Origin of the sequence: Rathayibacter sp. VKM Ac-2803 (genome assembly GCF_009807175.1) — a bacterium.
Taxonomy (GTDB): Bacteria; Actinomycetota; Actinomycetes; order Actinomycetales; family Microbacteriaceae; genus Rathayibacter.
In genome coordinates this window covers 3,541,627-3,566,749 of sequence record NZ_WUCD01000001.1, presented here as the reverse complement: position 1 = coordinate 3,566,749, position 25,123 = coordinate 3,541,627, and the positions used below count along the sequence as shown (strand labels likewise).

Sequence of the window (25,123 nt, the reverse complement as noted above, 5' to 3'; positions counted from 1 at the left end):
ACTGCTCGGAGCCGTCGATCTCGAGCACCAGCGAGCCGAGCCTGATCGGGTCGGCCTCGAGCGAGACGACCCGTCCGTCGGGCAGGCGGGCGGAGGGGGGCATCCCACCACGCTAGATCCTGACGACCGCGATCCCGGACGCTCTCGTGGTCGCCCGGGGCCCCGCTCGCGCCGCCCCGGGGCCCCGGCTACGGTTGCAGGCATGGCCGCCCTCATCCTCCTCGACGTCGACGGAGTCCTGAATCCGACCGTCACGAGCGACCGCTCCGTCGGCGGTCACCGCCTCGGGCTCGACCCCGAGCGCGAGGCCCTCGTCCTGCGGCTCGCCGCCGCCGGGACCATCGTGTGGGCGACGACCTGGCCCCCCAAGCTCACCTCCGTCCTCGCGCGCGATCTCGGTCTGCCGGCGCACACGGAGGCGATCGTGTTCGGCGGGGGACTGCCGCGCGACCCGCGGTTCCCCGGCCAGACGGGCAAGCTGCAGCCGGTCGCGGCCTGGCTCGAGGCGGCGCGCGCGCGGACGGCGATCGACGCGGTCGTCTGGATCGACGACAACCTGCGCGAGGACGCGTACCTCTGGGCGCGGGAGCAGGACACCCCGTTCCACCTCATCCGGCCCGACGCCGCCGCGGGGCTGACGTCCGACGAGGTGGGCACGGCCGAGGAGTTCCTCCTGGCCGTCTCGGCGTCACGCGGCGACATCCGGGAATAGCCGCGCCCCCCGTCCTGGTTATTGTCACTCCGGGCAACTACCGCGGCACCGCCGCTCGAGCCCGGACGACCTGCGGCGCCGGCACCCGGCGCACGCCCCCCTGGCACCGTGATGCACCGAAGGAAACACCGTGACGATCCTCTCCGCCCGCTCCTCCCTGCGCCTCCTGCTGGGCACGACCGCGGCCGCTGCCGCGCTCGTGCTGGCCGGCTGCGCGCCCGCCTCCACCGATGACGTCGTCTCGGGCTCGAGCGACGCGGGGACGACCTCCGCGAACTCGGGCCTCACGCTCGCCGAGGTGAAGGAGGCGGGGACCCTCACGATCGGCACCGAGGGCACCTACCAGCCGTTCTCGTACCACGCCGACGGCGGGACGGGTGAGCTGACCGGCTACGACGTCGATGTGATCACCGCGGTCGCCGAGAAGCTCGGCGTCGAGCCGGAGTTCGAGGAGACGCAGTGGGACGCGATGTTCGCGGGCCTGGACGGCGACCGCTTCGACGTGATCGCCAACCAGGTCTCGATCAACGACGAGCGCAGCGCCAAGTACGACTTCTCCGAGCCCTACTCGGTGAGCCCCGGGGTCGTGGTGGTCCCCGCCGACGACACCTCGATCACCTCGCTCGACTCGCTCTCGGGCAAGACCACCGCGCAGTCGCTCTCGAGCAACTGGTACACGCTCGCGCAGGACAGCGGCGCCCAGGTCGAGGGAGTCGAGGGCTGGGCCCAGGCCGTCGCGCTCGTCGAGCAGGGTCGGGTCGACGCGACCATCAACGACCGCCTCACCTGGCTCGACTGGTCGACCAACTACCCCGACCAGGCGGCCGCCCTCAAGGTCGCGGTGACGACGGACGACACCTCCGAGAGCGCCTTCACCTTCCCGAAGGGCTCCGACGACCTCGTGGCCGCGGTCGACGACGCCCTCGACGAGCTCCGCGCCGACGGCACCCTCGCCTCCATTTCCGAGCGCTACTTCGGCGCCGACGTCTCCCAGTAGCCCTCCCGAGGAGACCACTCACCGCCGAGACGCCGCCCTCTGAGCGACACCTCGCGGAGAACTGGTCTCCTCGGGACACGTCCGATAGTCCGGAACAGGTCCACCGCAAGGTCCGAGCGATTCCCCGAAATGCGTGCCAGCATCTCGGGGGAAGCGGACGCAAGACGCTCTGCTCGACGTGACCACCTACCCAAGCCGACCGCGGTCTTCTCCCGCCCCGGCGGGAGAAGACATGGATTTACTGCTCCGGTCCTTCTGGCCGATCCTCTCCGGGGGGATCGTCGGCACGATCCCGCTCGCGCTCTCGAGCTTCGTCCTCGGTCTCGCGCTGGCGCTCGCGGTCGCCCTGATGCGCCTGTCGCGCGTCCGCGTCCTCGCCTGGATTGCCCGGGCCTACATCTCGGTGATCCGCGGCACGCCGCTGCTCGTGCAGCTCTTCGTGATCTTCTACGGCCTGCCGAGCCTCGGGATCAAGATCGATCCGTGGCCGAGCGCGATCATCGCCTTCGCCCTCAACGTCGGCGGCTACGCGGCCGAGGTGATCCGCGCGGCGATCCTGAGCGTGCCGAAGGGGCAGTGGGAGGCGGCGCACACGATCGGCATGAGCCGCTCGCTCGCCCTGCGCCGCATCATCCTGCCGCAGGCCGCCCGTGTCTCGGTCCCTCCGCTGTCGAACACCTTCATCTCGCTGGTCAAGGACACCTCGCTCGCGTCGCTGATCCTGGTGACCGAGCTGTTCCGGCAGGCGCAGCAGATCGCGACGGCCTCGAGCGAGTTCATGCTGCTCTACCTCGAGGCGGCTCTGATCTACTGGCTGATCTGCCTGGTCCTCTCCAGCGGGCAGGGCCTCCTCGAGAAGCGATTGGACCGCTATGTCGCCCACTGACTCCGCCGTCGAGCGTCCCGTCCTCTCGGCGACAGGGCTGCGCAAGTCCTTCTCGGGAATCGAGGTGCTCCGCGGCATCGACCTCGAGATCCGTCGCGGCGAGGTCATCGCGCTGGTCGGTCCGTCCGGCTCGGGCAAGACCACCGTCCTGCGCTCGCTCAACAGCCTCGAGATCCCCGACGGCGGAGTCGTCGCGCTCGCCGACGGGACGACGCTCGACTTCTCGGCCGGCGTCGGCAAGCGCGCCCTGACCACGCTGCGCGACCGCTCCGCGATGGTGTTCCAGCACTTCAACCTCTTCCCGCACCTCACCGTTCTCGAGAACGTCACCGAGGGGCCGCTGCGCGTGCAGCACCGCAAGGCCGCCGAGGTGGTCCCCGAGGCGGAGGCGCTGCTCGCGCGGGTCGGTCTCGGCGGCCGCGGGTCCGCCTACCCGTTCGAGCTGTCGGGCGGTCAGCAGCAGCGCGTCGGCATCGTCCGCGCCCTGGCCCTCCGGCCCGATCTGCTGCTCTTCGACGAGCCCACGTCGGCCCTCGACCCGGAGCTCGTCGGCGACGTGCTGTCGCTGATGCGGGAGCTGGCGGGGGAGGGCTGGACGATGCTCGTCGTCACGCACGAGCTCGAGTTCGCGCGGCAGGTCGCCTCCGAGGTGGTCTTCATGGCCGAGGGCGTGGTCGTCGAGCGCGGCGCTCCGGCGCAGATCCTGCGCGAGCCGCGCGAGGCGCGCACGCAGCAGTTCCTCCGACGCCTGCTGCACCCGCTGGAGTGACGTCCGCCGGGTCGCCTGAGCTGACCCCCTTCTGCGGGAGCCGCGCGGCGCACGCCGGCTGCTGCCGAGGCGTGCCTATGCTGACCGCGTGACCTGGAACAGCGAAGCCGAGACCACGCGGATGCCCGCCGCCACCGAGCCGACCGGCGGCACGGGCCCGCAGCCGACCCGCGAGTACGTGTGGCCCGAGCCGCAGCCCGGCAGCACCGGGCCCGTCTCGAGGAGCGAGGCCGCGCCCGCGGCGACTCCCGCGACGATCGGCTCGATCGAGCCGGAGCCCGCGCCCGTCCGCCGCAAGGGCAACCGCCTCGCAGGACTCGCGATCGCGCTCCTCGCCACCGCCGTCTTCGCCGCGCTGCTGCTGGTCGCGCTGACCGCCGTCCGCATCCTCGTCGACCAGCTCGCAGGCGATCCCCTGGCGATCGCTCTCGACGAGGCGCCCACCGCGCTGTTCCTCGCGCCGGTCGCCGTCTTCTTCGTCGGCCTCGCCCTCATCGTGCTCGCGGTCAACCGCGCGGGCTGGTGGGCCTACGTGCTCGGCGGCTTCTTCGTCGCCCTCCTCGCCGGCGCCGCCGCGCTCGTGGGGGCCTGGATCCCCGTCGGAGGCGCGGCGGTGCCGTCCGACCGCGTCCAGCTCGTCGAGTTCCTGCGCGACCCGGCCGTCCTCCTCGCGGTCCTCGCCGCCGCCGTGCTCGCCCGAGAGGTGAGCGTCTGGGGCGGAGCCCTGATCGCGGGGCGCGCTCGCGGCGTCAAGCGTCGCAACGCCGAGCGCGAGGCGGCCGCGCAGTCGTGACCGTCGCGGGCGGCCCGGGGGAGCAGGGACGCTCCTCGGGTCTCGGCTACGGGATCGCCCTCGCGGCGTTCGCCGCGTTCCTCTACCTCGCGCTGGTGGTCTGCGCCTTCGGGGTCCTGAGCCTGCTGCTCGATCAGGACGTGGTCCCGGAACGCGATGCCGGCCCGCTGCTCGGGCCCGTCTCGGTCGCCGTCTGCGTGCTGGCGGTCCTCCTCGCGATGATCACGCTCGCCGCCCGGCCGGGGGTCACGCGGGTGCTCGGCCCCTCGCTGGCCGGCGGAGCCGTCGTCTACCTCCTCTTCCTGCTCACCGGCGGGGCTCTCTACGGGCTCGGTGCCGGCGACCCCGCCGCGATCCTCGGCTACGTGCTCGATCACGCGGGTACGGTGTTCGCCCTCGCGGCGGGCGTGCTGGCCGCCGCGGTCGTGGCCGTGTTCCTCGTCCTCCTCGCGCGGCGCGATGCCGGCGGGACCCAGCCGCACTGGGGCTGGGAGGGCGACGAGCGGGAGTGACGGCGGGAGCGGCGCTCGCTGTGAGCGGAGTCGTCTCGGTTGACCGACCTCGTCACTCCCCGTAATATTCTTCGGGTGTGCGCTTTGCCGTGCGCTTGTGTCGTGCCTCCGGGTGGATGCGAACGCCGCACTGTGCTCTACCGGATCCGCGAGGATCCGCGGGTTCGTCCGTTCGGGCGGCCCCCACGGCATACCCGTCCTCCTCCCCAGCTCACCGCTCGTCGGTGTGCGGGGTGCGTCGGGTCCAGATGAACTCGGCCGCGTCCGGCGACGGACAGGCCGAATGTCGACCATCGATCCGCTGTCACCGTGCAGCATTCAAGGAGCAGATCAGTGCCAACGATTCAGCAGTTGGTCCGAAAGGGACGCAGCCCCAAGGTCACCAAGACCAAGGCGCCCGCCCTGAAGGCCAACCCCCAGCAGCGCGGCGTGTGCACCCGCGTGTACACGACCACGCCCAAGAAGCCCAACTCGGCCCTCCGCAAGGTGGCCCGCGTGAAGCTCTCCAACGGCACCGAGGTCACCGCCTACATCCCCGGCGAGGGCCACAACCTGCAGGAGCACTCGATGGTGCTCGTGCGCGGCGGTCGCGTGAAGGACCTCCCCGGTGTCCGCTACAAGATCGTTCGGGGCGCCCTGGACACCCAGGCCGTCAAGAACCGCAAGCAGGCTCGCAGCCGGTACGGCGCGAAGATGGAGAAGAAGTAATGCCTCGTAAGGGCCCAGCTCCCAAGCGCCCCGTCGTCGCAGACCCCGTCTACGGCGCCCCGGTCGTCAGCCAGCTCGTCAACAAGATCCTCCTGGACGGCAAGAAGGGTCTCGCCGAGCGCATCGTCTACGGTGCCCTCGAAGGCGTGTCCACGAAGAACGGCCAGGACGCGGTCGTCACCCTCAAGAAGGCGCTCGACAACGTGCGCCCGACCCTCGAGGTCCGCAGCCGCCGTGTCGGCGGCTCGACCTACCAGGTCCCGGTCGAGGTCAAGCCCCACCGCGCCAACACCCTCGCGCTCCGCTGGCTCACCAGCTACGCGAAGGCCCGTCGCGAGAAGACGATGACCGAGCGTCTCATGAACGAGATCCTCGACGCGTCGAACGGACTCGGCGCCGCTGTGAAGCGTCGCGAGGACACCCACAAGATGGCCGAGTCGAACAAGGCCTTCGCGCACTACCGCTGGTAGCGCACCCCGCGGCCGCTCCCGAGCGACCGCGAACCCCCGGCCCGCGGCCTTCGTCGCCGCGGGCCGGGGCCCGGCGGCGGATCGCCCGATCCACGCGGTCGGGCGACCGCCACCACCAGACCCAGCCGATCGGCCATGAACCCGTTGCGCTGGCTCCATCACCTATCGGAGGAACTCCGTGGCACAAGATGTGCTCACCGACCTGAACAAGGTCCGCAACATCGGCATCATGGCCCACATCGATGCCGGCAAGACCACCACCACCGAGCGCATCCTGTTCTACACGGGTATCACGCACAAGATCGGTGAGGTCCACGACGGCGCTGCCACGATGGACTGGATGGCGCAGGAGCAGGAGCGCGGCATCACGATCACGTCGGCCGCGACGACCTGCTTCTGGAACAAGAACCAGATCAACATCATCGACACCCCGGGTCACGTCGACTTCACGGTCGAGGTCGAGCGCTCGCTGCGCGTCCTCGACGGCGCGGTCGCGGTCTTCGACGGCAAGGAGGGCGTGGAGCCCCAGTCCGAGACCGTCTGGCGTCAGGCCGACAAGTACGACGTCCCGCGCATCTGCTTCGTCAACAAGATGGACAAGCTCGGCGCCGACTTCTACTACACCGTCGACACGATCATCAAGCGCCTCGGCGCGAAGCCGCTGGTCATCCAGCTGCCGATCGGTGCCGAGTCGAGCTTCGAGGGCGTCGTCGACCTGGTCGAGATGCGCGCGCTCACGTGGCGCGGCGACTCCAAGGGTGACGTCGCGCTGGGCGCGAAGTACGAGATCGAGGAGATCCCCGCCGACCTCGCGGAGAAGGCGGCCGAGTACCGTCACAAGCTCCTCGAGACCGTCGCCGAGACGTCCGACGAGCTGCTCGAGAAGTACTTCGGGGGCGAGGAGCTGACCGTCGCCGAGATCAAGGCCGCGATCCGCAAGCTCACCGTCAACTCCGACATCTACCCCGTGCTCTGCGGCTCCGCGTTCAAGAACCGCGGCGTCCAGCCGATGCTCGACGCGGTCGTCGACTACCTCCCGTCCCCGCTCGACGTCCCGGCCATCGAGGCCCACGACGTCCGCGACGAGGAGAAGGTCATCATGCGTCACGCCGACTCGACCGAGCCCTTCTCGGCGCTCGCGTTCAAGGTCGCGGTGCACCCCTTCTTCGGTCGCCTGACCTACGTCCGCGTCTACTCGGGCAAGCTCGACTCCGGCGCCCAGGTCATCAACTCGACCAAGGGCAAGAAGGAGCGCATCGGCAAGATCTTCCAGATGCACTCCAACAAGGAGAACCCGGTCGACTCGGTCACCGCCGGTCACATCTACGCGGTCATCGGCCTCAAGGACACCACCACCGGTGACACCCTGAGCGACCCCAACGCCCAGGTGGTGCTCGAGTCCATGACGTTCCCCGAGCCCGTCATCGAGGTCGCCATCGAGCCGAAGACCAAGGCCGACCAGGAGAAGCTCGGCACCGCGATCCAGAAGCTCGCGGAGGAGGACCCCACCTTCCGCACCGAGCAGAACCAGGAGACCGGTCAGACGGTCATCAAGGGAATGGGCGAGCTGCACCTCGACATCCTGGTGGACCGCATGAAGCGCGAGTTCAACGTCGAGGCCAACGTCGGCAAGCCGCAGGTCGCGTACCGCGAGACGATCCGCCGCGCGGTCGAGAAGTACGACTACACCCACAAGAAGCAGACGGGTGGCTCCGGTCAGTTCGCGAAGGTCCAGATCACCATCGAGCCGATGGAGGTCGAGGCCGACAAGACCTACGAGTTCGTCAACGGCGTCTCGGGTGGACGCGTCCCCCGCGAGTACATCCCCTCGGTCGACGCGGGCATTCGCGACGCCATGCAGGTGGGCACGCTCGCCGGCTACCCGATGGTGGGCGTCAAGGCGACCCTGACCGACGGTGCCGCGCACGACGTCGACTCCTCCGAGATGGCGTTCAAGATCGCCGGCTCGATCGCGTTCAAGGAGGCGTCGCGCAAGGCGCAGCCCGTCCTCCTCGAGCCGCTCATGGCCGTCGAGGTCCGCACTCCCGAGGAGTACATGGGCGACGTCATCGGCGACATCAACTCGCGTCGCGGGATGATCCAGTCGATGGAGGACGCCACCGGCATCAAGGTCATCCGCGCCAACGTGCCGCTGTCCGAGATGTTCGGCTACATCGGCGACCTGCGCTCGAAGACCTCGGGCCGTGCCGTCTACTCGATGACCTTCGAGAGCTACTCCGAGGTCCCCAAGGCCGTGGCCGAGGAGATCATCCAGAAGAACAAGGGCGAGTAACCGAGCCCTCCCACCCCCGCCGTCCGCGTGGACGGCGGGGGACTGGTAGTGTCGTGCGGGTTTGCTGCGGTACTCGCGTCGAAACCCTCACGACCACTGCCGGTAACATAAGTACACAAAACCCCCGCAAGCCCTCTGTCCTCGTGCCGCCCCGTGCGGCGTCGGATGCGGATGCTTGCACCTAAGTCCTGAGGAGGACCCACAGTGGCTAAGGCCAAGTTCGAGCGGACCAAGCCGCACGTCAACATCGGAACCATCGGTCACGTCGACCACGGAAAGACCACGCTGACCGCGGCGATCTCCAAGGTTCTCGCTGACAAGTTCCCGTCCGCGACCAACGTTCAGCGCGACTTCGCGTCGATCGACTCCGCTCCCGAGGAGCGCCAGCGCGGCATCACGATCAACATCTCGCACGTCGAGTACGAGACGCCGAAGCGCCACTACGCGCACGTCGACGCCCCGGGTCACGCCGACTACATCAAGAACATGATCACCGGCGCGGCCCAGATGGACGGCGCGATCCTCGTGGTCGCCGCCACCGACGGCCCGATGGCTCAGACCCGTGAGCACGTCCTCCTCGCCAAGCAGGTCGGCGTCCCCTACCTGCTCGTCGCCCTGAACAAGGCCGACATGGTCGACGACGAGGAGATCCTGGAGCTCGTCGAGCTCGAGGTCCGCGAGCTCCTCGCTTCGCAGGGCTTCGACGGCGACAACGCTCCCGTCGTGCGCGTCTCGGGCCTCAAGGCCCTCGAGGGCGACGAGGCGTGGACCCAGTCCATCCTCGACCTCATGGACGCCGTCGACGAGTCCATCCCGGACCCGATCCGCGACAAGGACAAGCCGTTCCTCATGCCGATCGAGGACGTCTTCACGATCACCGGTCGTGGAACCGTCGTCACCGGCCGTGCGGAGCGCGGAACCCTCGCTCTGAACTCCGAGGTCGAGATCGTCGGCATCCGCCCGACGCAGAAGACCACGGTCACCGGAATCGAGATGTTCCACAAGCAGCTCGACGAGGCCTGGGCCGGCGAGAACTGCGGTCTGCTCCTCCGCGGCACCAAGCGCGAGGACGTCGAGCGCGGCCAGGTCGTCGTCAAGCCGGGTTCGGTCACGCCGCACACCGACTTCGAGGGCACCGCGTACATCCTGTCCAAGGATGAGGGTGGGCGTCACAACCCGTTCTACGCGAACTACCGCCCGCAGTTCTACTTCCGCACCACGGACGTCACCGGCGTCATCACGCTGCCCGAGGGCACCGAGATGGTCATGCCCGGCGACACCACCGACATGACGGTCGCGCTGATCCAGCCGATCGCCATGGAGGAGGGCCTCGGCTTCGCCATCCGTGAGGGTGGCCGCACCGTCGGCGCCGGAACGGTCACCAAGATCGTCAAGTAGGTCCGCCTGCTGATCTCTCGAGAGGGGTCGTCCGCTTCGTGCGGACGGCCCCTCTCGTCGTTCTGCGCCGGGGTGTTCTGCGCCGGACCGTTCTGCGCCGCGACCGTTCTGCGCCGTACCGTTCTGCGTATGAGCTTCACGAAGAGCGATCCCTCGGCGCAGCCCCGCTTCTTCGAGTGGGAGGCGGCCGGCCTCGAGTGGCTGCGCGACGCCGGGGGAGTCCGGGTCGTCGAGGTCGTCGAGGTCGAGGCGGGCCGGATCGTGCTCGAGGAGGTGCCGTCGGCGTGCCCCTCGGTCGAGGCCGCTCGTGACTTCGGCCGGGCGCTCGCCCGCACCCACTCGGCCGGCGCGCCCGCCTTCGGCTCCCCGCCCGACGGCTGGGACGGCCCCGCCTACATCGGCCGGCGCCCGATGCCGTGCCGGCTCGACGACTCCTGGGGCCGTTTCTACGCCGAGCAGCGCGTGCGGCCGTTCCTCCGCACGGCGATCAACGCGGGCAACCTGCGTTCCGACGACGCCCGTCTCGTCGAGCGCGCTCTGGAGCCGATCGCCGCGGGCGCGCTCGATGACGAAGAGCCGCCCGCGCGCCTCCACGGCGATCTCTGGACGGGCAACGTGCTCTGGTCGCCCGACGGCGCCGTGCTGATCGATCCCGCCGCGCACGGCGGGCACCGTGAGACCGACCTGGCGATGCTGGCGCTCTTCGGGGCTCCCCGTCTCGACGAGATCCTCCGCGGCTACGGCGAGGTGCGTCCCCTCCGCGACGGAGCGGAGGAGCGCGTGGCGCTGCACCAGCTCCATCCGCTCGCGGTGCACGCGGCCGGGCACGGTCCGTCCTACGGTCGCGCGCTGGCCGAGGCGGCGGAGCGGGTCCTCGAGCTGGTCGCCTGAGCCCGCGCACCGTTCACCCAGCCGGGGCCGCCACACTGGGGCGCGCTCGGTGCGAGCGCGAGGATCGAGGAGGAGTCATGGTGGATCTCGGGAAGCTGGGTCGTCAGGCCGGCGAGCTGCTCAACAGCCAGAAGGCGAAGGACGTGCTTCGCAGCGAGAAGGCCGAGGGCGTCTCGGACCAGGTGCTCGAGAAGTCGGGTGACATCGCCAGCCGCCTGACCGGCGGCAAGTACGACGAGCGGATCGAGGAGCTCAAGCGCCAGGCCGACAAGCGCCTCGGCAACGAGTAGCGACCGACGCGGGGCGGTTCGTCAAGCCCGTGCCGGGCGCGTCGGCCCCGCCCTAGCGTCGGAACGATGGCTGATGCACGCGAACGACGACTCCGCAGGACCGATTCGAGCGGCCGAGGCTACACGCGGGTCCGTGCCGGCTCCGGCTTCAGCTACCGCGATACGCGGGGAGCGACGGTCACCGACCAGGAGCTGCGGGCCCGGTTAGACGCGCTGGGCATCCCGCCCGCGTGGAAGGACGTCTGGATCGCCCCGTACCCCAACGGGCACATCCAGGCGATGGGCGTGGACGCCGCCGGTCGACGGCAGTACATCTACCACCCGACCTGGCGCGAGCAGAAGGACCGGATCAAGTTCGACCGGGCGCTGCGCCTCGCGGAGTCGCTGCCCGCGGCCCGCCGCGGCGTGACGATGGACCTCCGCGGCGAGGGCCACACCCGCGAGCGCGCGCTCGCGACCGCGTTCCGGATGCTCGACACCGGGTCGCTCCGGGTCGGCAGCGAGCGCTACGCGAAGGAGCACGGCAGCATCGGGCTCTCCACGCTGCTCTGCGCCCACGCGACCACGCATGGCGACCGGGTCGCGCTGGCCTTCCCCGGCAAGAGCCACCAGGCATGGACGAGCGAGATCCTCGACAAGGACCTCGCGCGGGTGATCCGCCTGCTGAAGCGCCGGGGCCCGAACGCGCGCCTGCTCGCGTGGAAGGACGGCCGCCAGTGGCGGCCGGTCTCGGCCCCCGAGATCAACGACTACGTGCGCGAGCGAGCCGGAGACGACTTCACCGCGAAGGACTTCCGCACCCTGCACGGCACCGTCGCCGCGGCTCTCAGCCTCGCGAAGGCGGGCCCGCAGCCCACGCAGCGCGCCCGCACCGCGGCCATCGCGCAGGCGATGCGCGACGCCTCCGACGTGCTCGGCAACACGCCGACCGTCGCGCGTGCCAGCTACGTCGACCCGCGCGTGCTCGATCACTTCCGTGCCGGCGAGACCATCGATCCGAGCCGACCGAACTCCGCCGAGACCACCCTCCGCGCCCTGCTCTTCGAGTAGGAGCGAGGTCCCGGATCCCCCGGAATGCCGGGGCGGGGGAGGAGCCCCGAGCGCGACACGCCCGGGTTGCACGGGGCCACTATCTGTGGGAGACTCTCCTAGTTCAAAATTTCCGTCCCGGCAGCGTGCTGCAGGGGCCGGAACACTGCCAGGCAGTGCCGAGACGGCGCCGCAGCGGCTCGACCCGAGAGGGCGGCCCTACGGGTGCGACGTCGAGGCGGCGGGTAGCAGAACGAAACAACCGACAACTCAACGGGCTCTCCGTGCGTCGTGCGTTCTGCACGTCGCTGGAGTGCCTCGAGCGCGGTGCTTTTGACAGAAGAACACTGGTGCACTTCCCCGGTTCGCCGGAGTTCCTTCGCGAGCGCGTCCAATGCGAGGCGAGGCCGACAGGCCCGTCGCGTACGACGCAATAACAAGAGAGTGAGAGATCACACATGGCGGGACAGAAGATCCGCATCCGACTGAAGTCGTACGACCACGAGGTCATCGACACGTCGGCGCGCAAGATCGTCGACACGGTCACCCGTGCCGGAGCAACGGTCGTCGGCCCCGTGCCGCTTCCGACCGAGAAGAACGTGGTCTGCGTGATCCGTTCGCCTCACAAGTACAAGGACAGCCGGGAGCACTTCGAGATGCGCACCCACAAGCGCCTCATCGACATCATCGACCCGACGCCCAAGGCCGTCGACTCGCTCATGCGACTCGACCTGCCGGCCGACGTCAACATCGAGATCAAGCTCTAAGGAGGAGTGCCACCATGTCTGTCACTGTTTCCCCCACGCTGAAGACCAGCAAGGGCCTCCTGGGCACCAAGCTCGGCATGACCCAGGTCTGGGACGAGAACAACAAGCTCGTCCCCGTCACGGTCATCGAGATCAGCCCCAACGTCGTGACCCAGGTCCGCACGGAGGAGAAGGACGGCTACACCGCCGTCCAGATCGCCGCCGGCGCCATCGACCCGCGCAAGGTGAACAAGCCCTCCGCCGGACACTTCGACGCCGCGGGTGTCACCCCCCGCCGCCACCTCACCGAGGTCCGCACCTCCGACGCCGCCGACTACTCGGCCGGCCAGGAGCTCACCGTGGACGCCGTCTTCGAGGCCGGCACCAAGGTCGACGTCGTCGGCACCAGCAAGGGCAAGGGCTTCGCCGGTGTGATGAAGCGTCACAACTTCAAGGGCGTCTCGTCCTCGCACGGTTCCCACCGCAACCACCGCAAGCCCGGTTCGATCGGTGCCTCCTCGACCCCCAGCCGTGTCTTCAAGGGCATGCGCATGGCGGGCCGCATGGGTGGCGAGCGCGTCACCGTGCTCAACCTCAAGGTGCACTCCGTCGACGCCGAGAAGGGTCTGCTGCTCGTCAAGGGCGCCGTCCCCGGAGCTCGCGGTCGCCTCGTGTTCGTTCGCAACGCCGTGAAGGGAGCGTAGTTCCATGGCTACCTCTATCGACATCATCGACGTCAAGGGCCAGAAGTCGGGCTCGTTCGAGCTCCCCGCCGAGCTCTTCGACGTCGAGACCAACGTCCCCCTGATCCACCAGGTCGTCGTCGCGCAGCTCGCCGCCGCGCGTCAGGGCACCCACTCCACGAAGAACCGTGGCGAGGTCTCCGGAGCCGGTCGCAAGCCGTTCAAGCAGAAGGGAACCGGTCGCGCTCGTCAGGGCTCGATCCGCGCCCCGCACATGACCGGTGGTGGAATCGTCCACGGACCGAACCCGCGCAACTACGCGCAGCGCACCCCCAAGAAGATGATCGCCGCGGCTCTGCTCGGCGCTCTCTCGGACCGCGCTCGCGGCGCCCGCCTCCACGCGGTCGAGTCCCTCGCCCTCGGCGACACCCCGAAGACCAAGGACGTCCTCGTCCTGCTCGACGCCCTCTCGGTGTCGCGCAACGTCCTCGTGGTCCTCGAGCGCGACGACTTCATCGCCGAGCTGTCGCTGCGCAACGTGCCGTTCGTGCACATCCTGCCGGTCGACCAGCTCAACGCCTACGACGTGCTCGTCTCGGACGACATCGTCTTCTCGAAGGCCGCGCTCGAGGCGTTCGTCGCCGCCAAGTCCAAGAAGGAAGAGGTGAACGCATGAGCCAGTCCGCCGCGTTCAACAAGGACCCCCGCGACGTCATCATCTCGCCCGTGGTCTCGGAGAAGTCCTACGGCCTGATCGACGAGGGCAAGTACACCTTCGTCGTCGACCCGCGCTCGAACAAGACCGAGATCAAGCTCGCCATCGAGAAGATCTTCGGAGTCGAGGTCGCGTCGATCAACACGCTGAACCGTCAGGGCAAGACCCGCCGCACGAAGTTCGGCACCGGCAAGCGCAAGGACACCAAGCGCGCGATCGTCACGCTGAAGTCCGGCTCCATCGACATCTTCACGAACGTCGGCTGAGCCGAAGAAGCGTAGAGGAAAACAGACAATGGCTATTCGCAAGTACAAGCCCACGACCCCTGGTCGCCGCGGCTCCAGCGTCGCCGACTTCGCCGAGATCACCCGATCGACGCCCGAGAAGTCGCTCCTTCGCCCGCTGTCCAAGACCGGTGGCCGCAACAACTCCGGCCGCATCACGACGCGTCACATCGGTGGTGGCCACAAGCGCCAGTACCGCCTGATCGACTTCCGTCGCAACGACAAGGACGGCGTCAACGCCAAGGTCGCTCACATCGAGTACGACCCCAACCGCACGGCGCGCATCGCGCTGCTCCACTTCGTGGACGGCACCAAGCGCTACATCCTGGCTCCGAACAAGCTCTCGCAGGGCGACATCGTGGAGTCCGGCGCCGGCGCCGACATCAAGCCCGGCAACAACCTGCCGCTGCGCAACATCCCGACCGGTACGGTCATCCACGCCATCGAGATCAAGCCCGGCGGCGGCGCGAAGCTCGCCCGCTCGGCCGGCACCTCGGTCCGCCTCGTCGCCAAGGACGGCCCCTACGCGCAGCTCCGTCTGCCGTCGGGCGAGATCCGCAACGTCGACGCGCGCTGCCGCGCCACGATCGGCGAGGTCGGCAACGCCGAGCAGTCGAACATCAACTGGGGCAAGGCCGGCCGCATGCGCTGGAAGGGCGTCCGCCCGACCGTCCGCGGTGTCGCGATGAACCCGGTCGACCACCCCCACGGTGGTGGAGAGGGCAAGACCTCCGGTGGTCGCCACCCGGTCAGCCCCTGGGGCCAGTCCGAGGGACGCACCCGTCGCCCCAACAAGGAGAGCGACAAGCTCATCGTTCGCCGCCGCACCGCCGGTAAGAAGCGCAAGTAGGAGTTGTAGAAGATGCCTCGCAGTCTCAAGAAGGGCCCCTTCGTCGATGACCACCTGCTCCGCAAGGTGTTCACCGCTAACGAAGCCGGCAACAAGAACGTCATCAAGACCTGGTCGCGCCGCTCGATGATCATCCCGGCGATGCTGGGTCACACCATCGCGGTCCACGACGGACGCAAGCACATCCCCGTGTTCGTGACCGAGACCATGGTCGGCCACAAGCTCGGCGAGTTCGCCCCCACTCGGACCTTCCGCGGTCACGAGAAGGACGACAAGAAGGGCCGTCGCCGCTGACGCGGCGACGAGAAGGAGGAGAGAAATGGTGGAGTCGATCGCACGCGTGCGACACATCCGCGTCACCCCCCAGAAGGCTCGCCGCGTCGTGAACCTGATCCGCGGCAAGCAGGCTCAGGAGGCCCTGGCCATCCTGAAGTTCGCTGAGCAGGGAGCTTCCGAGCCCGTCTACAAGCTCGTCGCCTCGGCGATGGCCAACGCTCGCGTCAAGGCCGATGCCTCGAACGAGTACCTCGACGACCAGGACCTGTTCGTGTCCCGCGCCTTCGTCGATGAGGGAACCACCCTCAAGCGATTCCAGCCCCGTGCCCAGGGTCGTGCCTTCCGCATCAACAAGCGCACCAGCCACATCACCGTCGTGCTGGCCACTCCTGAGGAGGGGACCAAGTAATGGGACAGAAAGTAAACCCCTACGGTTTCCGTCTGGGAATCACCACCGACCACGTGTCGCGCTGGTTCTCCGACAGCACCAAGAAGGGCCAGCGGTACAGCGACTTCCTCGCAGAGGACGTCAAGATCCGCCGTCTCCTCGCCACGCAGCTCGACCGTGCGGGCGTCGCCCGCATCGAGATCGAGCGCACCCGTGACCGCGTCCGCGTCGACATCCACACCGCCCGTCCGGGCATCGTGATCGGTCGTCGCGGCGCCGAGGCCGAGCGCATCCGCGCCGACCTCGAGAAGCTCACGGCCAAGCAGATCCAGCTGAACATCCTCGAGGTCAAGAACCCCGAGGCCGAGGCTCAGCTGGTCGCCCAGGGCATCGCCGAGCAGCTCTCCGCCCGCGTGGCCTTCCGCCGCGCGATGCGCAAGGGTCTGCAGGGTGCTCAGCGCGCCGGCGCCAAGGGCGTCCGCATCCAGGTCTCCGGCCGCCTCGGCGGCGCCGAGATGAGCCGCTCGGAGTTCTACCGCGAGGGACGCGTGCCGCTGCACACCCTCCGCGCGAACATCGACTACGGGTTCTACGAGGCCAAGACCACCTTCGGCCGCATCGGCGTGAAGGTCTGGATCTACAAGGGCGACATCACCAACAAGGAGCTCGCTCGCGAGCAGGCGAACAGCAAGTCGTCGCGCCCCGAGCGCAGCGACCGACCGCGTCGCGCCCCTCGCCAGCAGAGCGAGGCGCCCGTCGCCGCAGGAGTTGAGGCATAACCATGTTGATTCCCCGTCGAGTCAAGCACCGCAAGCAGCACCACCCGGGCCGCTCCGGCCAGGCCACCGGTGGCACCAAGGTGTCGTTCGGTGAGTACGGCATCCAGGCTCTCACCCCCGCCTACGTGACCAACCGTCAGATCGAGTCCGCTCGTATCGCCATGACGCGTCACATCAAGCGCGGTGGGAAGGTGTGGATCAACATCTACCCCGACCGCCCGCTGACCAAGAAGCCCGCCGAGACCCGCATGGGTTCCGGTAAGGGCTCGCCCGAGTGGTGGGTCGCGAACGTCAAGCCGGGCCGCGTCCTCTTCGAGGTCGCCGGCGTCGAGGAGAAGCTCGCTCGCGAAGCCATGACTCGTGCCATTCACAAGCTGCCCCTGAAGGCACGCATCATCAAGCGCGAGGAGGGAGACGCGTAATGGCGATCGGATCCAAGGAGCTCGTCCCCACCGAGCTCGACACCTTCGAGGACGAGCGTCTCGTCACGGAGCTGAAGAAGGCCAAGGAGGAGCTGTTCAACCTCCGCTTCCAGTCGGCCACCGGCCAGCTGGACACCAACGGCCGCCTGCGTGCCGTCAAGCGCGACATCGCCCGCATCTACACGGTCATCCGTGAGCGCGAGCTGGGCATCCGTGCCACCCCCGCACCCGTCGAGGCCCCGGCCAAGGCGGAGAAGAAGCCCAAGACCAAGAAGGCCGCCAAGGCCGAGGTCGAGGCGCCCGAGTCGAACGAGGAGGCCAAGTAATGGCAACCGTCAATGACACCGCCGGCCACGAGTCGGCCGCCCACGACGTCAAGCAGGAGGGCGCTCGCGGCTACCGCAAGACCCGCCGCGGCTACGTGACCAGCGACAAGATGGACAAGACCATCGTCGTCGAGGTCGAGGACCGCGTGAAGCACCCCCTGTACGGCAAGGTCATCCGCCGCACGTCCAAGGTCAAGGCTCACGACGAGTCGAACACCGCGGGCATCGGCGACCTCGTCGTCATCAGCGAGACCCGTCCCCTCAGCGCCACGAAGCGCTGGCGCCTGGTCGAGATCCTCGAGAAGGCCAAGTAGGCCGCGGCCTACTTGAGTTAGCAGGAGAGACACATGCTTCAGCAAGAATCCCGAGTGAAGGTCGCCGACAACACCGGCGCCAAGGAACTCCTCACCATCCGCGTCCTCGGAGGCTCCGGCCGCCGCTACGCGGGCCTCGGTGACATTATCGTCGCCACCGTCAAGGACGCGATCCCCGGTGGCAACGTCAAGAAGGGCGACGTCGTCAAGGCGGTCATCGTCCGGACCATCAAGCAGACCCGTCGTCCCGACGGCTCGTACATCAAGTTCGACGAGAACGCCGCCGTGATCCTGAAGAACGACGGGGACCCCCGCGGCACCCGCATCTTCGGACCGGTCGGTCGCGAGCTCCGTGACAAGAAGTTCATGAAGATCGTCTCGCTGGCACCGGAGGTTATCTAGTCATGGCCAAGATCAAGAAGGGTGACCTCGTCCAGGTCATCTCGGGCGCTACCCAGGCCCGCGGCGGAGACCGTGGCAAGCAGGGCAAGGTCCTCGAGGTCCTGGTCGAGCGCAACCGCGTCGTCGTCGAGGGAGTGAACTTCGTCAAGAAGCACACCCGCGTCGGCCAGTCGCAGCGCGGATCGAAGGAGGGCGGCATCGAGACCGTCGAGGCTCCGATCCACATCTCCAACGTCGCGGTCGTCGACCCGAAGACCAAGAAGCCGACCCGTGTCGGCCACCGCAACGTGGCCGTCACGAAGGACGGCGTGACCAAGACCGTTCGCGTGCGCTACGCGAAGGGGTCGGGTGAGGAACTGTAATGACTGACACCACCGCAGTGGCTGCGAAGGTTCAGCCGCGGCTGAAGGCCAAGTACCAGGCCGAGATCATCAGCACGCTCAAGGAGCAGTTCGGCTTCACGAACGTCCACCAGGTCCCCGGCCTGGTCAAGGTCGTCGTGAACACCGGCGTCGGTGAGGCTGCCCGCGACGGCAAGATCATCGACGGCGCCATCAAGGACCTCACCGCGATCACCGGCCAGAAGCCGCAGGTCACCAAGGCCCGCAAGTCCATCGCTCAGTTCAAGCTGCGCGAGGGCCAGGCCATCGGCGCGCACGTCACCCTCCGCGGTGACCGCGCGTGGGAGTTCCTGGACCGCCTGCTCTCGGTGGCGCTGCCCCGCATCCGCGACTTCCGCGGACTGTCGGACCGCCAGTTCGACGGCAACGGCAACTACACCTTCGGCATCACGGAGCAGTCGATCTTCCACGAGATCGACCAGGACCGCATCGACCGCGTCCGCGGCTTCGATGTGACCGTCGTGACCACCGCGAAGACCGACGACGAGGGTCGCGCGCTGCTCAAGCAGCTCGGCTTCCCGTTCAAGTCGGCGGACAACGCGTAGCAAGGAACCCGGGCCGGGGGGTGGTGCGAACCGCTCCCCGGCTCTGTCGTACCCCTCTCGTGTCGTCCGCGACGGAGGAGGGCTGCTCTCTCCGGAATATCGGCCTCGACCGTCGGCCTTCAGCCATGTACCATGGTTCGTTGGCCTGCGCACGCGCGGCCGCATGGGCGTCGACGTCGTCGGCGCCGTCCCACACCACAGGTCGTCACTCTTGTAAAGGGTGCCGAAACCAGGCGAGAAAGGCACCATCAGCCATGACCATGACTGATCCGGTCGCAGATCTGCTGACCAGAATCCGTAACGCGAACTCCGCGCACCACGACTCCATCGCCCTCCCCGGCTCGAAGCTCAAGGCGCACATCGCCGAGATCCTCAAGCGCGAGGGCTACATCGCCGACTGGAAGGTCGAGGAGGCGCGCGTCGGCACGACGCTCTCCATCTCCCTCAAGTACGGCCCGAACCGCGAGCGCTCGATCGCCGGCATCAAGCGGGTCTCGAAGCCGGGTCTCCGCGTCTACGCGAAGTCCACCGAGATCCCCACCGTGCTCGGCGGCCTCGGCGTCGCGATCCTGTCCACGTCGAGCGGTCTGCTGACCGACCGCCAGGCCGAGAAGAAGGGCGTGGGTGGGGAAGTCCTCGCCTACGTGTGGTAATCCCTCATGTCGCGTATTGGAAGACTCCCCATCGAGATCCCGGCGGGCGTCGACGTCTCCGTCGCCGGATCCGTCGTGACCGTCAAGGGCCCCAAGGGTGAGCTGACCGTCCCGGTCGCCAGCCCCATCCAGGTCTCCGTCGAGGGCACCCAGGTGCTCGTCTCGCGTCCCGACGACGAGCGCGAGTCGCGCTCGCTCCACGGCCTCACCCGCACGCTCATCGCGAACGACATCATCGGCGTCACGCAGGGCTACTCCAAGGGCCTCGAGGTCGTCGGCACCGGCTACCGCGTGCTGGCCAAGGGCTCGGACATCGAGTTCGCGCTCGGCTTCTCGCACCCGGTCGTCGTCACCCCGCCCGCGGGCATCTCGTTCACGGTCGAGGGCAACAACAAGCTCACCGTGCACGGCATCTCGAAGCAGGCCGTCGGTGAAGTGGCCGCCAACATTCGTAAGATCCGCAAGCCCGAGCCCTACAAGGGCAAGGGCGTGCGCTACGCCGGCGAGGTCGTTCGCCGCAAGGCCGGAAAGAGCGGTAAGTGATCATGGGACTCGGAACCAGAGGAAAGAGCAAGTCCGCCGCGCGCGGTCGTCGTCACGACCGTCTGCGCAAGAAGGTCGTCGGATCGGCGGAGCGTCCCCGCCTCGTCGTCAACCGCTCGGCCCGCCACGTCTTCGTGCAGGTCGTCGACGACGCCCAGGGTCGTACCCTCGCGTCCGCGTCGACCCTCGAGGCCGACCTCCGCGTGTTCGACGGTGACAAGACCGCCAAGGCCCGCAAGGTCGGCGAGCTCGTCGCCGAGCGCGCCAAGAACGCCGGTGTCGAGGCGGTCGTCTTCGACCGCGGAGGCAACAAGTACGCCGGTCGCGTCGCCGCGATCGCCGATGGAGCACGAGAGGCAGGGCTCAACCTGTGAGCGCGGCAGAGAACAAGGAACCCGAGGTCGCCGCTGTGTCGGAGGCCCCCGTCGAGACCGCTGCGTCCACGCAGCCGCAGCAGGAGGCTCGCGAGCCTCGCCGCGGCGGCCGTGACCGCAACCAGGGCGGCCGTGACCGTGGAGGGCGTGACTCCGACAAGAGCCAGTTCCTCGAGCGCGTCGTGACCATCAACCGCGTGTCGAAGGTCGTCAAGGGCGGTCGTCGCTTCAGCTTCACCGCTCTCGTCGTCGTCGGCGACGGCAACGGACTGGTGGGCGTCGGCTACGGCAAGGCCCGCGAGGTCCCGACCGCCATCTCCAAGGGCGTCGAGGAGGCGAAGAAGAACTTCTTCCGCGTCCCGCGCGTCGGCTCGACCATCCCGCACCCCGTGCAGGGTGAGGCCGCTGCCGGTGTCGTGCTCCTGCGTCCCGCGTCCTCGGGTACCGGTGTCATCGCCGGCGGTCCCGTCCGCGCCGTGCTCGAGTGCGCCGGCATCCACGACGTCCTGAGCAAGTCGCTCGGCTCGTCGAACACCATCAACATCGTCCACGCGACCGTGACTGCTCTGCAGCAGCTCGAGGAGCCGCGCGCCGTCGCCGCTCGTCGTGGTCTCGACTTCGACCAGGTCGCCCCGCCGCGCCTGGTCCGTGCCGAGGCCGATGCACTCGCCGCCGCGTCCAGCGCGAAGGCAGGTTCCTGATGGCCCAGCTGAAGGTGACCCAGATCAAGTCGAAGGTCAGCGAGAAGCAGTACCAGCGCGACACGCTGCGCTCGCTCGGCCTCAGGAAGATCGGTCAGAGCGTCGTCCGCGAGGACAACTCTCAGAACCGCGGATACGTGAAGACCGTCGCCCACCTGGTGAAGGTCGAGGAGATTGACTAATGGCTGAGAAGAACCAGGCCGTCGCGGAGTCCACGACTCCGACGCAGGCCGCCACCAAGAAGGGCGCCGCCGAGGCGCCCGCCACCCGCGAGCAGGTGCTCAAGGTCCACCACCTCCGTCCCGCCATCGGCGCGAAGAAGGCGAAGACCCGCGTCGGCCGCGGTGAGGGCTCCAAGGGCAAGACCGCCGGTCGCGGCACCAAGGGCACCAAGGCCCGCTACCAGGTGCGCGTCGGCTTCGAGGGTGGGCAGATGCCGCTGCACATGCGCACCCCGAAGCTGCGCGGGTTCAAGAACCCGTTCCGCGTCGAGTACCAGGTCGTGAACCTCTCCGCTCTCGCCGAGCTGTACCCCCAGGGCGGTGACGTCACCATCGGCGACCTCGTCGCCAAGGGTGCCGTTCGCAAGAACGAAAAGGTGAAGGTCCTCGGCGACGGCGACATTGCGGTTAAGCTGAACGTCGCGGTCGACAAGGTCTCCAGCTCCGCGGAGCAGAAGATCGTCGCTGCGGGCGGATCCATCAAGTAGCACCAGCAGCTTGTCGGTCGAGCTTGTCACGCCGACTCCCCACGGGTCACAGACCCGTGGAGAGCGGGTGGCAAGCTCGACCTGTATCCCGCACCAAGAACTGAGCAGGAGACCTTAGGTAGTGTTTGGCGCCGTTGCGCGGATCTTCCGCACCCCCGACCTCCGCCGCAAGATCGGCTTCACTCTCGCGATCGTGGCGATCTTCCGGCTGGGATCCTTCATCCCTGCTCCGTTCGTCGACTTCAGCGCCGTGCAGGCCTGTCTCGCCGGCAACCAGGGCACCTCGGGTCTCTACGAGCTCGTGAACCTCTTCAGCGGTGGAGCCCTGCTCCAGCTGTCGATCTTCGCGCTCGGGATCATGCCGTACATCACGGCGTCGATCATCGTGCAGCTGCTGCGCGTGGTCATCCCGCACTTCGAGACCCTCTACAAGGAGGGGCAGTCCGGTCAGGCGAAGCTGACGCAGTACACCCGCTATCTCACGATCGCGCTCGGCGTCCTGCAGTCGACCACCCTCATCACGGTCGCCCGCTCCGGTGCCCTCTTCGGCAACTCGGGCGTCCCCGAGTGCTCGGCGCTCATCATCACCGACGAGTGGTACTCGATCCTCCTCATGGTCATCACCATGACGGCGGGCACCGGCATCATCATGTGGATGGGCGAGCTCATCACCGAGCGCGGCATCGGCAACGGCATGTCGCTGCTGATCTTCACCTCGATCGCGGCCCAGTTCCCCACCTCGCTCTGGTCGATCGCGCAGTCGCGCGGCTTCGAGACCTTCCTGCTGGTCCTCGGCATCGGCCTCGTGCTGGTGGTGGCGGTCGTCTTCGTCGAGCAGTCGCAGCGGCGCATCCCGGTCCAGTACGCCAAGCGGATGGTCGGACGCCGCACGTACGGCGGCAACAACACCTACATCCCGATCAAGGTGAACATGGCCGGCGTCGTGCCCGTCATCTTCGCGTCCTCGCTGCTCTACCTCCCCGCGCTGATCGCCCAGTTCAACCAGCCGGCGGCCGGCCAGGAGGCACCCGGCTGGGTGACCTGGATCACCAACTACCTGACGCAGGGCGACCACCCGCTCTACATGGCGCTCTACTTCCTCCTGATCGTCGGGTTCACCTACTTCTACGTCGCGATCACGTTCAACCCCGACGAGGTCGCCGACAACATGAAGCGCTACGGCGGCTTCATCCCCGGCATCCGCGCCGGTCGGCCGACCGCGGAGTACCTGAACTACGTGCTGACCCGGGTGACGCTGCCCGGCTCGGTCTACCTCGGCCTGATCGCCCTGGTGCCGCTCATCGCCCTGGCGCTCGTCGGTGCGAACCAGAACTTCCCCTTCGGCGGCACGTCGATCCTGATCATCGTCGGAGTCGGACTCGAGACGGTGAAGCAGATCGACTCGCAGCTGCAGCAGCGCCACTACGAAGGGCTCCTCCGATGATCTCGACCCCGGTCGGCTTCCGTCTCCTGCTGATCGGCCCTCCCGGCGCCGGCAAGGGCACTCAGGCCGCTCGACTCTGCGAGGTCCTCGACGTCCCGGCCATCTCGACCGGCGACATCTTCCGGATGAACGTCGCGAACGAGACCGAGCTCGGCCTGCAGGCGAAGGCCTACCTCGATGCGGGCAAGTACGTGCCCGACGAGCTGACGAACGCGATCGTGCACGACCGGCTCCAGGAGGCGGACGCGTCGACCGGGTTCCTGCTCGACGGGTACCCGCGGACGACCGAGCAGGTCGACGAGCTCGACCGCATCCTGGCCGCCGACGGCAACCGGCTCGACGCCGTCGTGCAGCTGACGGCCGACCCCGACGAGGTCGTCGGACGGCTGCTCAAGCGCTCGACCGAGCAGGGTCGCAGCGACGACACGGAGGACGTCATCCGTCGTCGCCTGGCCCTCTACGAGGAGCAGACCGCGCCGCTCATCGACGTGTACGCCGCCCGCGGGCTGGTCGTGGTCGTCGACGGTCTCGGACCTGTCGACGAGGTCACCGACCGGATCGTGACGGCCCTCGAGGGCCACCGGGTCGGCGGACTGGTCGACGACCCGTCGGCCGCCTGAGCCGTGGCGCTGCGCTCCTCGCTCTACAAGACCCCCGACCAGCTGCGGTCGATGCTCGCGCCGGGGCTGGCGACGGCCGCGTCGCTGGACGCGGTGCGGGCCGTCATCCGCCCGGGTGTGACGACCCTCGAGCTCGATGCCGTCGCGGAAGCGGCCATCGTCGAGCTCGGCGGGCACTCGAACTTCAAGCTGGTCCCCGGATACCGCCACACGATCTGCGCGTCGGTCGACGACGAGGTCGTGCACGGGATCCCCGGCGCGCGGGTGCTGCGGCCCGGCGATATCGTCTCGATCGACAGCGGCGCCGAGATCGACGGCTGGAACGGCGACTCGGCGATGACGATCGTGCTGCCCGATCCCGAGCGGCCCGACGAGATCGCCGCGGGCACCGAGCTCTCGCGGGTGACCGAGGGGGCGCTCTGGCGCGGCATCGCGGCTCTCGCCTCCGCCCGCCACCTCAACGAGGTCGGCGCGGCGATCGAGGAGTACGTGGAGGACGAGGCCGAGAAGCGCGGCCAGGCCTTCGGCATCCTCACGGACTACATCGGCCACGGCATCGGCCGCTCGATGCACGAGGCGCCGCCGGTCTTCAACTACCGGGTGCGCCAGCGCGGACCCGAGGTGAAGCCCGGGCTGGTCGTCGCGATCGAGCCGATGGTCACGGCGGGCAGCGCCGAGACCCTCGTGCACGACGACGACTGGACGGTGGCGACCGTCGACGGCAGCATGGCGGCGCACTGGGAGCACTCGGTCGCGGTGCACCGCGACGGCATCTGGGTCACCACCCTCGCCGACGGGGGAGCGGCGGGGCTCGCTCAGTACGGGATCACTCCCACACCCTTCGCCTAGGAGGCGCGGTCCTGGCGTCCGGCCACCTCGCGCTGCAGCGGTGCCGGACGGCGACCGGATCGGGCGGGGTGCCTCGTCGCGGCTCCCTCCCGAGCGCCTGCGGCGCTCCCGCCAGACCCGAGCCAGGAGCCGCGACGAGGCACCCCACCCGCTCCTCGGGTTCAGGAAGGGTGGGGCTCCTCTGAACCGACGCGGAGGGAGGGTGCTGTCGTCCTCTCGCGCCCGGCTCGGGTCTGGCGGGCGCCCGTAGGGCGCGGGATGGCGCGAGAGGACGACAGTGCCCTCCCGATCCCCGCCAGAGATATCGATGGAGCGACCCTGTGAGGGTCGCCGTTGCGCACCACGAGCTTC

The 25,123-nt window shown here is 68.6% G+C and carries 36 protein-coding genes; all 36 read left to right on the top strand.

The features are described from left to right. The first annotated feature begins 202 nt into the window (after window positions 1-202). The gene (locus tag GRS96_RS16765; protein ID WP_159989003.1) at window positions 203-712 is read left to right on the top strand and encodes an HAD domain-containing protein; all 510 of its coding nucleotides are present in this window, start codon (window positions 203-205) and stop codon (window positions 710-712) included. A gap of 130 nt (window positions 713-842) precedes the next feature. Further along, window positions 843-1,709, top strand: a complete 867-nt coding sequence (locus tag GRS96_RS16760) for an amino acid ABC transporter substrate-binding protein (RefSeq protein WP_236553649.1) — start codon at window positions 843-845, stop codon at window positions 1,707-1,709. A gap of 232 nt (window positions 1,710-1,941) precedes the next feature. Next, window positions 1,942-2,595: an amino acid ABC transporter permease gene (locus GRS96_RS16755; RefSeq protein ID WP_159852438.1), complete on the top strand. Its 654-nt coding sequence runs from the start codon at window positions 1,942-1,944 to the stop codon at window positions 2,593-2,595. Further along, window positions 2,582-3,364, top strand: coding sequence for an amino acid ABC transporter ATP-binding protein (locus tag GRS96_RS16750; RefSeq protein WP_159852436.1), 783 nt, complete (start codon window positions 2,582-2,584; stop codon window positions 3,362-3,364). The genes GRS96_RS16755 and GRS96_RS16750 overlap by 14 nt, the downstream gene beginning before the upstream one ends. Window positions 3,365-3,452: 88 nt before the next feature. Beyond that, window positions 3,453-4,157 carry a hypothetical protein gene (locus tag GRS96_RS16745; RefSeq protein WP_159989002.1) on the top strand — a complete coding sequence of 235 codons (705 nt, stop codon included), beginning with the start codon at window positions 3,453-3,455 and terminating at the stop codon, window positions 4,155-4,157. Further along, window positions 4,154-4,669 carry a DUF6121 family protein gene (locus tag GRS96_RS16740; protein ID WP_159852434.1) on the top strand — a complete coding sequence of 172 codons (516 nt, stop codon included), beginning with the start codon at window positions 4,154-4,156 and terminating at the stop codon, window positions 4,667-4,669. The genes GRS96_RS16745 and GRS96_RS16740 overlap by 4 nt, the downstream gene beginning before the upstream one ends. 333 nt (window positions 4,670-5,002) lie before the next feature. Then, on the top strand, window positions 5,003-5,377 hold the full coding sequence (rpsL, locus tag GRS96_RS16735; RefSeq protein WP_055787040.1) for a 30S ribosomal protein S12: 375 nt from the start codon (window positions 5,003-5,005) through the stop codon (window positions 5,375-5,377). After that, the gene (gene rpsG, locus GRS96_RS16730) at window positions 5,377-5,847 is read left to right on the top strand and encodes a 30S ribosomal protein S7 (protein WP_056037355.1); all 471 of its coding nucleotides are present in this window, start codon (window positions 5,377-5,379) and stop codon (window positions 5,845-5,847) included. Before rpsL ends, rpsG begins: the two co-directional genes overlap by 1 nt. Window positions 5,848-6,025: 178 nt before the next feature. Further along, window positions 6,026-8,140 carry an elongation factor G gene (fusA, locus tag GRS96_RS16725; RefSeq protein WP_159852433.1) on the top strand — a complete coding sequence of 705 codons (2,115 nt, stop codon included), beginning with the start codon at window positions 6,026-6,028 and terminating at the stop codon, window positions 8,138-8,140. Between the two features lie 204 nt (window positions 8,141-8,344). Then, the gene (gene tuf / locus GRS96_RS16720) at window positions 8,345-9,538 is read left to right on the top strand and encodes an elongation factor Tu (protein WP_056037348.1); all 1,194 of its coding nucleotides are present in this window, start codon (window positions 8,345-8,347) and stop codon (window positions 9,536-9,538) included. Window positions 9,539-9,667: 129 nt separating this feature from the next. Next, window positions 9,668-10,429 (top strand): fructosamine kinase family protein, encoded by a 762-nt coding sequence (locus GRS96_RS16715; RefSeq protein ID WP_159989001.1) that lies wholly within the window; start codon window positions 9,668-9,670, stop codon window positions 10,427-10,429. A 77-nt stretch (window positions 10,430-10,506) separates the two neighbouring features. Continuing rightward, window positions 10,507-10,719, top strand: a complete 213-nt coding sequence (locus GRS96_RS16710) for an antitoxin (protein ID WP_159852431.1) — start codon at window positions 10,507-10,509, stop codon at window positions 10,717-10,719. A 66-nt stretch (window positions 10,720-10,785) separates the two neighbouring features. Further along, a complete protein-coding gene (locus tag GRS96_RS16705) occupies window positions 10,786-11,769 on the top strand; it encodes a DNA topoisomerase IB (protein ID WP_159989000.1) in 984 nt (327 codons plus the stop codon). A 437-nt stretch (window positions 11,770-12,206) separates the two neighbouring features. Then, entirely contained in the window at window positions 12,207-12,515 is a 309-nt protein-coding gene (rpsJ, locus tag GRS96_RS16700; protein WP_005050520.1) for a 30S ribosomal protein S10, read from the top strand. Window positions 12,516-12,529: 14 nt separating this feature from the next. Continuing rightward, on the top strand, window positions 12,530-13,198 hold the full coding sequence (gene rplC, locus GRS96_RS16695; RefSeq protein WP_056037339.1) for a 50S ribosomal protein L3: 669 nt from the start codon (window positions 12,530-12,532) through the stop codon (window positions 13,196-13,198). Window positions 13,199-13,202: 4 nt separating this feature from the next. Beyond that, a complete protein-coding gene (rplD, locus tag GRS96_RS16690) occupies window positions 13,203-13,853 on the top strand; it encodes a 50S ribosomal protein L4 (protein ID WP_159852429.1) in 651 nt (216 codons plus the stop codon). Beyond that, window positions 13,850-14,158 carry a 50S ribosomal protein L23 gene (gene rplW / locus GRS96_RS16685; RefSeq protein WP_085475020.1) on the top strand — a complete coding sequence of 103 codons (309 nt, stop codon included), beginning with the start codon at window positions 13,850-13,852 and terminating at the stop codon, window positions 14,156-14,158. The genes rplD and rplW overlap by 4 nt, the downstream gene beginning before the upstream one ends. A gap of 28 nt (window positions 14,159-14,186) precedes the next feature. Continuing rightward, window positions 14,187-15,026 carry a 50S ribosomal protein L2 gene (gene rplB / locus GRS96_RS16680; RefSeq protein WP_055787074.1) on the top strand — a complete coding sequence of 280 codons (840 nt, stop codon included), beginning with the start codon at window positions 14,187-14,189 and terminating at the stop codon, window positions 15,024-15,026. Between the two features lie 12 nt (window positions 15,027-15,038). Beyond that, on the top strand, window positions 15,039-15,320 hold the full coding sequence (gene rpsS, locus GRS96_RS16675) for a 30S ribosomal protein S19 (protein WP_055787078.1): 282 nt from the start codon (window positions 15,039-15,041) through the stop codon (window positions 15,318-15,320). Between the two features lie 25 nt (window positions 15,321-15,345). Continuing rightward, entirely contained in the window at window positions 15,346-15,711 is a 366-nt protein-coding gene (rplV, locus tag GRS96_RS16670) for a 50S ribosomal protein L22 (protein WP_082498847.1), read from the top strand. Then, a complete protein-coding gene (gene rpsC, locus GRS96_RS16665) occupies window positions 15,711-16,469 on the top strand; it encodes a 30S ribosomal protein S3 (RefSeq protein ID WP_056037327.1) in 759 nt (252 codons plus the stop codon). Before rplV ends, rpsC begins: the two co-directional genes overlap by 1 nt. A 2-nt stretch (window positions 16,470-16,471) precedes the next feature. Beyond that, the gene (gene rplP / locus GRS96_RS16660; protein ID WP_085475023.1) at window positions 16,472-16,891 is read left to right on the top strand and encodes a 50S ribosomal protein L16; all 420 of its coding nucleotides are present in this window, start codon (window positions 16,472-16,474) and stop codon (window positions 16,889-16,891) included. Further along, complete coding sequence (rpmC, locus tag GRS96_RS16655) at window positions 16,891-17,217, top strand: 50S ribosomal protein L29 (RefSeq protein ID WP_159852428.1); 327 nt, start codon at window positions 16,891-16,893, stop codon at window positions 17,215-17,217. Before rplP ends, rpmC begins: the two co-directional genes overlap by 1 nt. Continuing rightward, window positions 17,217-17,531, top strand: coding sequence for a 30S ribosomal protein S17 (gene rpsQ / locus GRS96_RS16650; RefSeq protein ID WP_159852426.1), 315 nt, complete (start codon window positions 17,217-17,219; stop codon window positions 17,529-17,531). Before rpmC ends, rpsQ begins: the two co-directional genes overlap by 1 nt. Before the next feature lie 33 nt (window positions 17,532-17,564). Next, a complete protein-coding gene (rplN, locus tag GRS96_RS16645) occupies window positions 17,565-17,933 on the top strand; it encodes a 50S ribosomal protein L14 (RefSeq protein ID WP_159852424.1) in 369 nt (122 codons plus the stop codon). A 2-nt stretch (window positions 17,934-17,935) separates the two neighbouring features. Continuing rightward, complete coding sequence (gene rplX, locus GRS96_RS16640) at window positions 17,936-18,295, top strand: 50S ribosomal protein L24 (protein ID WP_159852422.1); 360 nt, start codon at window positions 17,936-17,938, stop codon at window positions 18,293-18,295. Beyond that, window positions 18,295-18,879, top strand: a complete 585-nt coding sequence (rplE, locus tag GRS96_RS16635; protein ID WP_056037308.1) for a 50S ribosomal protein L5 — start codon at window positions 18,295-18,297, stop codon at window positions 18,877-18,879. The genes rplX and rplE overlap by 1 nt, the downstream gene beginning before the upstream one ends. Window positions 18,880-19,133: 254 nt before the next feature. Continuing rightward, window positions 19,134-19,532 carry a 30S ribosomal protein S8 gene (gene rpsH, locus GRS96_RS16630; RefSeq protein ID WP_159852420.1) on the top strand — a complete coding sequence of 133 codons (399 nt, stop codon included), beginning with the start codon at window positions 19,134-19,136 and terminating at the stop codon, window positions 19,530-19,532. A 6-nt stretch (window positions 19,533-19,538) separates the two neighbouring features. After that, window positions 19,539-20,075, top strand: coding sequence for a 50S ribosomal protein L6 (gene rplF / locus GRS96_RS16625; RefSeq protein WP_159852418.1), 537 nt, complete (start codon window positions 19,539-19,541; stop codon window positions 20,073-20,075). A 2-nt stretch (window positions 20,076-20,077) separates the two neighbouring features. Next, on the top strand, window positions 20,078-20,449 hold the full coding sequence (gene rplR / locus GRS96_RS16620; RefSeq protein ID WP_056037296.1) for a 50S ribosomal protein L18: 372 nt from the start codon (window positions 20,078-20,080) through the stop codon (window positions 20,447-20,449). Beyond that, window positions 20,446-21,150 carry a 30S ribosomal protein S5 gene (gene rpsE / locus GRS96_RS16615; RefSeq protein WP_159852416.1) on the top strand — a complete coding sequence of 235 codons (705 nt, stop codon included), beginning with the start codon at window positions 20,446-20,448 and terminating at the stop codon, window positions 21,148-21,150. The genes rplR and rpsE overlap by 4 nt, the downstream gene beginning before the upstream one ends. Continuing rightward, window positions 21,150-21,332, top strand: coding sequence for a 50S ribosomal protein L30 (gene rpmD / locus GRS96_RS16610; protein WP_173232138.1), 183 nt, complete (start codon window positions 21,150-21,152; stop codon window positions 21,330-21,332). Before rpsE ends, rpmD begins: the two co-directional genes overlap by 1 nt. Continuing rightward, window positions 21,332-21,859 (top strand): 50S ribosomal protein L15, encoded by a 528-nt coding sequence (rplO, locus tag GRS96_RS16605; RefSeq protein WP_159852414.1) that lies wholly within the window; start codon window positions 21,332-21,334, stop codon window positions 21,857-21,859. Before rpmD ends, rplO begins: the two co-directional genes overlap by 1 nt. Before the next feature lie 121 nt (window positions 21,860-21,980). After that, on the top strand, window positions 21,981-23,303 hold the full coding sequence (gene secY / locus GRS96_RS16600; protein ID WP_159852412.1) for a preprotein translocase subunit SecY: 1,323 nt from the start codon (window positions 21,981-21,983) through the stop codon (window positions 23,301-23,303). Beyond that, the gene (locus GRS96_RS16595; protein WP_159852410.1) at window positions 23,300-23,923 is read left to right on the top strand and encodes an adenylate kinase; all 624 of its coding nucleotides are present in this window, start codon (window positions 23,300-23,302) and stop codon (window positions 23,921-23,923) included. Before secY ends, GRS96_RS16595 begins: the two co-directional genes overlap by 4 nt. A gap of 3 nt (window positions 23,924-23,926) precedes the next feature. Continuing rightward, complete coding sequence (gene map / locus GRS96_RS16590; RefSeq protein WP_159988999.1) at window positions 23,927-24,772, top strand: type I methionyl aminopeptidase; 846 nt, start codon at window positions 23,927-23,929, stop codon at window positions 24,770-24,772. Window positions 24,773-25,123 lie beyond the last annotated feature (351 nt).

Coding starts and splice junctions, on each gene's coding strand:
- GRS96_RS16715 (WP_159989001.1), top strand. CDS start 9,668: ATGAGCTTCACGAAGAGCGATCCCTCGGCGCAGCCCCGCTTCTTCGAG.
- GRS96_RS16750 (WP_159852436.1), top strand. CDS start 2,582: ATGTCGCCCACTGACTCCGCCGTCGAGCGTCCCGTCCTCTCGGCGACA.
- rplC (WP_056037339.1), top strand. CDS start 12,530: ATGTCTGTCACTGTTTCCCCCACGCTGAAGACCAGCAAGGGCCTCCTG.
- GRS96_RS16765 (WP_159989003.1), top strand. CDS start 203: ATGGCCGCCCTCATCCTCCTCGACGTCGACGGAGTCCTGAATCCGACC.
- GRS96_RS16705 (WP_159989000.1), top strand. CDS start 10,786: ATGGCTGATGCACGCGAACGACGACTCCGCAGGACCGATTCGAGCGGC.
- rplX (WP_159852422.1), top strand. CDS start 17,936: ATGGCCAAGATCAAGAAGGGTGACCTCGTCCAGGTCATCTCGGGCGCT.
- rplF (WP_159852418.1), top strand. CDS start 19,539: ATGTCGCGTATTGGAAGACTCCCCATCGAGATCCCGGCGGGCGTCGAC.
- rpsS (WP_055787078.1), top strand. CDS start 15,039: ATGCCTCGCAGTCTCAAGAAGGGCCCCTTCGTCGATGACCACCTGCTC.
- rplD (WP_159852429.1), top strand. CDS start 13,203: ATGGCTACCTCTATCGACATCATCGACGTCAAGGGCCAGAAGTCGGGC.
- rpmD (WP_173232138.1), top strand. CDS start 21,150: ATGGCCCAGCTGAAGGTGACCCAGATCAAGTCGAAGGTCAGCGAGAAG.
- rpsC (WP_056037327.1), top strand. CDS start 15,711: ATGGGACAGAAAGTAAACCCCTACGGTTTCCGTCTGGGAATCACCACC.
- rpmC (WP_159852428.1), top strand. CDS start 16,891: ATGGCGATCGGATCCAAGGAGCTCGTCCCCACCGAGCTCGACACCTTC.
- GRS96_RS16595 (WP_159852410.1), top strand. CDS start 23,300: ATGATCTCGACCCCGGTCGGCTTCCGTCTCCTGCTGATCGGCCCTCCC.
- rpsG (WP_056037355.1), top strand. CDS start 5,377: ATGCCTCGTAAGGGCCCAGCTCCCAAGCGCCCCGTCGTCGCAGACCCC.
- rplO (WP_159852414.1), top strand. CDS start 21,332: ATGGCTGAGAAGAACCAGGCCGTCGCGGAGTCCACGACTCCGACGCAG.
- GRS96_RS16755 (WP_159852438.1), top strand. CDS start 1,942: ATGGATTTACTGCTCCGGTCCTTCTGGCCGATCCTCTCCGGGGGGATC.
- rplR (WP_056037296.1), top strand. CDS start 20,078: ATGGGACTCGGAACCAGAGGAAAGAGCAAGTCCGCCGCGCGCGGTCGT.
- rplV (WP_082498847.1), top strand. CDS start 15,346: ATGGTGGAGTCGATCGCACGCGTGCGACACATCCGCGTCACCCCCCAG.
- rpsH (WP_159852420.1), top strand. CDS start 19,134: ATGACCATGACTGATCCGGTCGCAGATCTGCTGACCAGAATCCGTAAC.
- rplB (WP_055787074.1), top strand. CDS start 14,187: ATGGCTATTCGCAAGTACAAGCCCACGACCCCTGGTCGCCGCGGCTCC.
- rpsJ (WP_005050520.1), top strand. CDS start 12,207: ATGGCGGGACAGAAGATCCGCATCCGACTGAAGTCGTACGACCACGAG.
- rpsQ (WP_159852426.1), top strand. CDS start 17,217: ATGGCAACCGTCAATGACACCGCCGGCCACGAGTCGGCCGCCCACGAC.
- rplE (WP_056037308.1), top strand. CDS start 18,295: ATGACTGACACCACCGCAGTGGCTGCGAAGGTTCAGCCGCGGCTGAAG.
- rplW (WP_085475020.1), top strand. CDS start 13,850: ATGAGCCAGTCCGCCGCGTTCAACAAGGACCCCCGCGACGTCATCATC.
- rplP (WP_085475023.1), top strand. CDS start 16,472: ATGTTGATTCCCCGTCGAGTCAAGCACCGCAAGCAGCACCACCCGGGC.
- GRS96_RS16710 (WP_159852431.1), top strand. CDS start 10,507: ATGGTGGATCTCGGGAAGCTGGGTCGTCAGGCCGGCGAGCTGCTCAAC.
- rplN (WP_159852424.1), top strand. CDS start 17,565: ATGCTTCAGCAAGAATCCCGAGTGAAGGTCGCCGACAACACCGGCGCC.